The sequence below is a fragment of the Nonomuraea sp. NPDC001684 genome (genome assembly GCF_053596515.1).
Window position 1 is genome coordinate 1 of record NZ_JBSFGJ010000459.1, and the last position, 7,269, is coordinate 7,269.

The 7,269-nt window shown below is 70.9% G+C and carries 7 protein-coding genes and 1 pseudogene; 7 read left to right on the plus strand and 1 reads right to left on the minus strand.

The genetic code is table 11. The annotated features are described in order from the left end of the window. The 4 genes from ACWCSD_RS43720 to ACWCSD_RS43735 form a co-directional block, all read left to right on the plus strand. A partial coding sequence (locus tag ACWCSD_RS43720) for a hypothetical protein (protein WP_449924090.1) occupies positions 1-209 on the plus strand: 209 nt, incomplete at its 5' end. Then, the gene (locus ACWCSD_RS43725; RefSeq protein WP_387667075.1) at positions 206-748 is read left to right on the plus strand and encodes a (2Fe-2S)-binding protein; all 543 of its coding nucleotides are present in this window, start codon (positions 206-208) and stop codon (positions 746-748) included. The genes ACWCSD_RS43720 and ACWCSD_RS43725, both read left to right, overlap by 4 nt. Further along, positions 745-1,704, plus strand: a complete 960-nt coding sequence (locus ACWCSD_RS43730; protein ID WP_449924093.1) for an FAD binding domain-containing protein — start codon at positions 745-747, stop codon at positions 1,702-1,704. Before ACWCSD_RS43725 ends, ACWCSD_RS43730 begins: the two co-directional genes overlap by 4 nt. Further along, positions 1,701-3,758 carry a xanthine dehydrogenase family protein molybdopterin-binding subunit gene (locus ACWCSD_RS43735; RefSeq protein WP_449924095.1) on the plus strand — a complete coding sequence of 686 codons (2,058 nt, stop codon included), beginning with the start codon at positions 1,701-1,703 and terminating at the stop codon, positions 3,756-3,758. The genes ACWCSD_RS43730 and ACWCSD_RS43735 overlap by 4 nt, the downstream gene beginning before the upstream one ends. On the opposite strand, the gene ACWCSD_RS43740 is transcribed toward ACWCSD_RS43735, so the two are convergent. Next, complete coding sequence (locus ACWCSD_RS43740) at positions 3,712-5,088, minus strand: AraC family transcriptional regulator N-terminal domain-containing protein (protein WP_449924097.1); 1,377 nt, start codon at positions 5,086-5,088, stop codon at positions 3,712-3,714. The genes ACWCSD_RS43735 and ACWCSD_RS43740 overlap by 47 nt on opposite strands. Before the next feature lie 161 nt (positions 5,089-5,249). On the opposite strand from ACWCSD_RS43740, the pseudogene ACWCSD_RS43745 reads away from it, so the two are divergent. From ACWCSD_RS43745 to ACWCSD_RS43755, 3 genes and pseudogenes are all read left to right on the plus strand, one after another. Continuing rightward, positions 5,250-5,525: pseudogene (locus ACWCSD_RS43745) on the plus strand (type I glyceraldehyde-3-phosphate dehydrogenase); the annotation flags it as partial. A gap of 77 nt (positions 5,526-5,602) precedes the next feature. Beyond that, positions 5,603-5,821, plus strand: coding sequence for a hypothetical protein (locus tag ACWCSD_RS43750; RefSeq protein WP_449924100.1), 219 nt, complete (start codon positions 5,603-5,605; stop codon positions 5,819-5,821). Then, positions 5,775-7,269 (plus strand): CocE/NonD family hydrolase (locus tag ACWCSD_RS43755; RefSeq protein ID WP_449924103.1); only part of this gene is annotated, 1,495 nt, incomplete at its 3' end. The genes ACWCSD_RS43750 and ACWCSD_RS43755, both read left to right, overlap by 47 nt.

Below are 7,269 nucleotides of genomic sequence, written 5' to 3' on the forward strand. Positions count from 1 at the left end.
CGGCCTGCGCCGTCCTTGCCGCCGCGCCGGTCGCCGCGGTCCTGCCGCCGCTGGTCGGGCCGGCCGTCGTGGTGGCCGTCCTGGCCGCGCTGATCGCCGCCGAGAGCCGCCCGCCTCGTGAGCAGGAATGGGCAAGGACGCGCGAGCTTCGGGGATCGTCCGCCCGGCGCGGAACTGATTACGTAGCCCCGAGAGAGGGAGGACGATGACGAACCATCACCGCAGCGTGATCTCGCTCCAGGTCAACGGCGTGCCGCACCGGCTGGACGTCGACAACCGCACGACGCTGCTGGACGCGTTGCGCGAGGACGTCGGCCACACCGGCCCCAAGAAGGGCTGCGACCACGGCCAGTGCGGCGCGTGCACCGTGCTCCTCGACGGCCGGCGGGTGGTCTCCTGCCTGATGCTGGCGGTGGCCGCCGAGGACGCCGAGGTCACGACCGTCGAAGGGCTGGCCGGTGACGGCGAGCTGCTGCCGCTGCAGCGGGCGTTCATCGGGCTCGACGGCTTCCAGTGCGGATACTGCACGTCCGGGCAGCTCTGCTCGGCGGCCGGGATGCTGGCCGAACACGCGGCGGGCTGGCCCAGCGCGGTCACCGCCGACGTGTCCCCGGGCGGCCCGGCGCCGGTGCTGGACGCGGCGGAGGTGCGGGAGCGAATGAGCGGCAACCTGTGCCGCTGCGGCGCCTACCCGTCCATCGTCCGGGCCGTGCTGGAGACGGCTGCCCGGAAGGAGATCGCGGGATGAGGGAGTTCGCCTACGAACGCGCGGCGGACGTCCGTCAAGCGTTGATCGCAGCCGGCGGCGGCGCCCGGTACCTGGGCGGCGGCACCAATCTCGTCGATCTGATGAAGGCCGGGGTGGAGGCTCCCACGAGGCTGGTCGACCTACGGCGGCTGCCGCTCGCCGGCGTCGCCGAGGCGCCGGACGGCGGGCTGGTCGTCGGCGCCACGACGACCAACAGCGACCTCGCCGCCCACCCCGAGGTACGGCGGCGCTACCCGGCGCTGAGCCAGGCGGTGCTGGCCGGCGCGTCCGGCCAGCTCCGCAACATGGCCACGGTGGGCGGCAACCTGCTCCAGCGGACCCGGTGCGCCTACTTCGCCGCGCAGGTGTGCAACAAGCGCGTCCCCGGCACCGGCTGTCCCGCGATCGCCGGGGAGCACCACAACCACGCCGTCCTCGGCTGGACGCCGAGCTGCGCGGCCACCCATCCCTCCGACATGGCGGTCGCGATGCTGGCGTTCGACGCGGTCGTGCGTTACGAGACGCTCGACGGCCCCGGGGAGCTCCCGCTGGCGGACTTCTACCCGCCGGTCGGGGACACGCCGGACCGCGAGACGGCGCTGCCGCCGGGCGCGTTGATCACCGCGGTGGCCCTGCCCGGGAGCGCGGTGTCCCCGCGCTCGCGCTACCGGAAGGTCCGCGAGCGCGCGTCCTACGCCTTCGCCACCGTCTCGGTCGCGGCGGCGCTCGACCCGGACGAGGGCTCGGTGCGCATCGCTCTCGGCGGGGTCGCCTCGCGGCCCTGGCGCGCCCGCACCGCCGAGGCTTTCCTGTCGGACGCTCCCCTCACGCCCGGCGCGTTCCGTGCCGCCGCGGACGCCGAACTGGCCGCCGCCGAACCGCTGCCCGGCAACGGTTACAAGGTGCGGCTGGCCGGCAACCTCATCGAGACCGTCCTTGAGGAGCTCCTGCCATGACGAACGCGGTCGGGGCGGCGCGGCCGCGGATCGAGGGCCGGGCCAAGGTCACCGGCACCGCCCTTTATGCCGCCGACGTGCCGGTGCCGGGCCTGGCCTTCGGCGTGGTCGTCCTGGCCGCCGTGTCCCGGGGCCGCGTCAGGGACGTCGGCGTCTCCACCGTCCAGAGCATGCCCGGCGTGCTGGGTGTGATCGACCACCGGAACGCGCCTCGGCTGGACCCGGCGGCGGGCGGCTTCTTCGGCCCGGACGGCCAGCTGCAGCTGTTGCAGGACGAGGTGATCCCCTTCGCCGGCCGGCCCGTCGCGCTCGTCGTGGCCGAGACACTCGAACAGGCCCAGGCGGCGGCCGAGGCGCTGCCGGTGATCTACGACGAGGAGCCGCACGACACGGCCTTCACCGCCGACCACCCGGCGAGCCGTCCTGCGGTGACGATCTTCGACGAGCCCGTGGACGTCGGCGACGTGGCGGCGGAGCTCGCCGCGTCGCAGGTGGTGGTCGAGGAGCGCTACCGCACCCCCGAGGAACACTGCAGCGCCATGGAGCCGCACTCGGCGACCGCGTGGTGGGAGGGAGAGCACCTGGAGGCGATCGACTCCAACCAGGGACCTTTCTCCGTGGCCCGCACCCTGGCCACGCTGTTCTCCTTGAGCCCGGAACTGGTACGCGTCCGCACCGAGCACGTCGGCGGCGGCTTCGGCTCCAAGGGGCTCTGCGGCCCGCAGTTGATCCTGGCCGCGATGGCCGCGCGGCTGTTCGGCCGGCCGGTGCGGGTCACGCTCACCCGTGCCCAGGTGTTCCTGGCGACCGCGATGCGGCCCGCGACCGACCAGCTGATCCGGATCGGCGCCGACGCGGACGGCCGGCTGCGGGCGATCCACCACGAGGCGGCGTTCGAGATCTCGCCGCTGGTGGAGTACCTGGAGGGCTGCACCGAGCTCACCAAGACGCTCTACGCGGTGCGCGCGATCCGAACCCGGCTCAGCGCGGTGCCGCTCGACATCCTGCCGCCGTACTCGATGCGGGGACCGGGCGCCGCGCCCGGGTCGTTCGCCCTCGAATCCGCCATGGACGAGCTGGCCGAGCGGCTGGGCATGGATCCGCTGGAACTGCGGCTGCGCAATGAGCCGGTGGTCGGTCCCGTGTCCGGCCTGCCGTTCAGCAGCCGCAATCTGGTCGCGTGCCTGCGCGAAGGCGCCCGCAGGTTCGGCTGGGACACCCGCGATCACCGGCCGCGGACGCGGCGGGAGGGGCCTCTGCTGGTCGGCACGGGGCTGGCCGCGACGTCCTTCAGCGTCGGGGCCTTCCCCTCCTCGGCCACGATCACCGCCGAGGCGGACGGGACCTTCACGGTCGCCGTCGGCGCCACCGACCTCGGCACCGGCGCGCGCACCGCGCTGACCGCGATCGCCGCCGACGCGCTGGCGGTCGGCACGGACCGGATCCGGCTCCGGATCTCCGACAGCGGCCTCGGTCCCGCGTGGGGCGCGGGCGGTTCCCGGGGAACCACGTCCTGGGGCTGGGCGATCATCGAGGCCGCGGAGAAGCTACGCGGCCAGGGCCGCCGCGGGACGGTCACGGCCGACACCACGAGCTCGCTCGGCGGGTTGCCGTCCCTGGAACGGCACGCCTTCAGCGCCGTGTTCACCGACGTGACCGTCGATCCGATGACGGGCGAGGTGCGGGTGCGGCGGCTGCTCGGGATGTTCGCGGTAGGCCGAGTGGTCAACCCGCTCATGGCCCGCAGCCAGGTCGTCGGCGGAATGATCGGCGGGCTCTCCATGGCGTTGCACGAAGAGGGCCTGCGCGATCCGGTCTCCGGCCGGCACGTCAACGCGGACTTCGCCGGCTACCACATCGCCGCGCACGCCGACGTGCCCGACATCCAAGCCGACTTCGTACCCGACCACGAGCCCGGCATCCCCATGGGCGTCAAGGGCGCCGGCGAGATCGGCAACGTCGGCACGGCCGCCGCGATCGCGAACGCCGTCTGGCACGCCACCGGCGTCAGGCAGAGATCCCTGCCGATCCGTCTCGATCGCGTGCTGGAGTGAGGCGCCTGGCGTCCTGGCTCGGCGGCGCGCCGAACTGGCGACGGTACTCGCGGCTGAACTGGGACGGGCTGGTGTAGCCGACGCGCCGGCTGACGGCGGCGACGTCACCCGGCGCCGCGGCGAGCTGGAGCCGTGCCTGCTGGAGGCGGATCTGCTTCTGGAACTGGATCGGGCTCATCGCGGTGGCGGCGTGGAAGTTGCGGTGGAAGGCCGAGACGCTCATCCCCGCCAGTCTGGCAACGTCCTCGACGCCGAAGGGCTGCGCGTAGTGGTCGCGGATCCACTGCACCGCGCGGGCGACGTGGCTGAGGCTGCTGTCGGGAAGCCCGAACTGGCGCACGATCGCGCCCTGCTCGCCCGTGATCAGCCGCCACAGGATCTCCCGTTTGACGAGCGGCGCGAGGACGGTGATGTCGCCGGGCCGGTCGAGCAGGCGCAGCAGGCGGACGACCGCGTCGAGCAGCTCGGCGGAGGCGGTGCTGACCGCCAGCCCGGGCGGCGCATCGTCGCCGAGCTCCGACAGGTCGTCCGGGCCCGCCTGCAGCAACACTTCCGCGATGGCCGCCGGATGCAGGGTCAGCCCGACCCCGAGCCCGGGTCGTTCGGCGTCGGCCTTGGCGAAATGGGCGGTCACCGGCAGGTCGATCGAGGCGACGAGGTACTGCCCCTCGTGGTACTCGTACAGGCGGTCGCCCAGCGCGAACCGTTTCGTGCCCTGGGCGACGAGCGCCAGCACCTTGCCGTAGGTCGTCGGTGTCGGTGGCCGGGGGCGTTCGGCCTTGAAGATCAGCACATCCTCGATGGGAGTGGTGAGATCAGGTCGAGCATGGCGGATGAGGAGGTCGCGCAGCTCGTCGAGGGCCATGATCCCCATCCAAACACCGCGGGAGGTTCGGTGACAATCGGGCCCACACACCCGGGTGGAGGCGTGGCGGCCGAGGAAGCAGAAGATGGCGCCAGCGCCAGTGCGCTGATCCGCCAGAGGGCCGCTCACGCCGATCTTCCTCGGTGAGTTTGCCGGCCACTGCGGATCTCGCAGAACGGCCTGAAGGAGCTGGGTATTGATGAACATCAATGAGGACTGCAGCAGGTGCAAGGTGAGCATGGACACCTCGGCGTGCTCGCGGTCGGCCCCGGTCAGCACGCCTTCGCGCCCGTAAAAGATCTTGCCGTTGGCGCTGTTCCAGTTCTCCGCGACCTGCAGTCCGCCATTGATCTCCCGGCGTAGCCGCTCGTCGGCGAGATGGTCGCAGGCGAAGATCGTACGCACGACCCGGCCGGGTTCCTCCAGGGCCAGGTAGACCGGGTGCTTGGGGCCGTTGCCCTTCATGAAACGCCGCAGGACCTGCTCGGTTTCCGCCGTCCGCAGCCGCAGCGCCGCCGCATACTTTGATCATCCGGTCGTAGTTGCGGGCCTGACGCTGTGCGCGGGCACCTGCACGGCGGCCGTCCCACCTGGAGCCCTTCGAATCCACCCTTGCCACGGATCCGAGTACGGTCCACTCCGCCCCGCTCGCGACCTATACCGGCGGCCAGGTGCTGCTCGACGCCCCGCACAAGGACCCGCGCCGGGCGCGTTCAGCGGCCGTCAACATCGTCCCCACGACCACGGGTGCTGCCCGCATGGTCGGTCAGGTGCTGCCCGAGCTCGCGGGGCGCCTGAACGGCGTCGCCATCCGGGTGCCGGTCGAGGACGGCTCGATCACCGATCTGTCCGCTCAGCTCTCCCGGCCGGTCCCCGCGCAGGAGGTGAACGACGCTATTCGGTGTTGCTGAGTACCAGTAGTCAGTGTTACTTTGTACTGGTAGTAAGCACTACTGAGTAGCGGAAGTGTGGAGATTCCATGGGTGAGGAGGTGACGGAGATGCTCAAGGGCGTGCTGGAGGGCGTCCTGGCGATCCGGCCCGGCCGGCCCGCGTACGGCTACGAGATCACGGCGTGGCTCCCAGATCAGGGCTTCTCCGACATCGCCGAGGGCGCCCTGATCCCGCGTAACCATCCTCGAAGGAGACCGCATGTCAAACCCCCGATGGCGAGGGTTCCTCGCCGCAGTCGCGCTTGAGCTCCCGCTCGTAGTGGCCGCTGCCCCCGTCGCGTCCGCGACGGCGGAGCCGGAGATCAAGGTCTCCGGCGGGCTCACGCAGCCGGTCTTCTCCTATCAGGACGCCATCCGCGAGCACGTCCGGGTGCAGTCACCGGTCGACAGTGACGGGGACGGCAAGAAGGATCTGGTCCGGGTGGACATCATCCGGCCGAAGGAGTCGGGTTCCGCGCTGAAGGTCCCGGTGATCATGCATGAAAGCCCGTATTACGACGTGCCGGGTGTCGGCTACGAGATCGAACACAAGAAGTATGACGCGAACGGGAACGTAACGAAGTTCCCGATGTACTGGGACAACTATTTCGTGCCGCGCGGATACGCGTTCGTGTCGGTCGACATGATCGGCACCAGGCTGTCCGATGGTTGCCCGACCACTTACGGTGCTTCCGACGTGCTGGGCGGCAAGGCGGTCGTTGACTGGCTGAACGGCCGGGTGATCGCCTATGACGACAAGGGCGATCCGGTCGAAGCCGGCTGGACCACCGGACGCACCGGGATGATCGGTCATTCCTATGAGGGAGCGCTCGGTGTCGGCGTGGCCGGCACCGGCGTGCCGGGGCTGGCGACGATCGTGAACATTTCGGGTTACACCAGCGGATACGAGACATCGCGCAACAACGGCACCGTCACTTGGTACAAGGGCGGGCAGGAGGAGCTGGCCCAGCGGGTCGACCTCGATCCGGATGAGAAATGCGCGGCGGTGCACCAGCGCCTGCGCGAGGGCTCGGACGACGCCACCGGCAACTACAACGCCTACTGGGACGAGCGCAACTACCGGACCGGGCCGATCTCGAAGGCGCGCAACGTCCGCGCCAGCGTCTTCTCGGTGATGGGCATGCAGGACCGCAACGTCGTGGGCAGCCAGTTCTCCGAGTGGTGGGCCAAGCTGCCCCGCACCGTGGAGCGCAAGGCGTGGGTGACCCAGTACGGGCACCTCGATCCGTTCTGGGCCCGCCGCGACGTGTGGCTCACCACCCTGAACAAGTGGTTCGACCACGAGCTGATGGGCGTCCCCAACGACATCATGCGTCAGCCGCGCGCCGACGTGCAGCTCGGCCCGGGCCGATGGGTCACCCAGGCCGACTGGCCTGCATCGACGCGCACGATGACTCTGCGGCCACAGCATGACGGTTCCCTGGGCCGTAAGCCCTCGACCGGCTCCGGCAGCTATCTCGACACCGCCCAGACCGAGATCGCGATGGCCGGCAATCCCGCCACCGCCAACCCCAACAGGCTGGCCTTCCTGACCCCGCCGCTGGAGAACGCGACGCGGCTGTCGGGGACACCGTCGGTGAGCCTGCGTCTCAAGCTGGACAAACCGACCGCCAACCTGGGCGTCCTCCTCGTCGACTACGGTACCGACACCCGCATCAACTACCGCGAACGCACCGCGACGTCCGCGGAAGGCC

Excerpts from the sequence above, each read along its gene's own strand:
- ACWCSD_RS43740 (WP_449924097.1), bottom strand. The coding sequence starts at position 5,088 with ATGAAGGGCAACGGCCCCAAGCACCCGGTCTACCTGGCCCTGGAGGAA.
- ACWCSD_RS43750 (WP_449924100.1), top strand. The coding sequence starts at position 5,603 with ATGGGTGAGGAGGTGACGGAGATGCTCAAGGGCGTGCTGGAGGGCGTC.
- ACWCSD_RS43730 (WP_449924093.1), top strand. The coding sequence starts at position 745 with ATGAGGGAGTTCGCCTACGAACGCGCGGCGGACGTCCGTCAAGCGTTG.
- ACWCSD_RS43735 (WP_449924095.1), top strand. The coding sequence starts at position 1,701 with ATGACGAACGCGGTCGGGGCGGCGCGGCCGCGGATCGAGGGCCGGGCC.
- ACWCSD_RS43725 (WP_387667075.1), top strand. The coding sequence starts at position 206 with ATGACGAACCATCACCGCAGCGTGATCTCGCTCCAGGTCAACGGCGTG.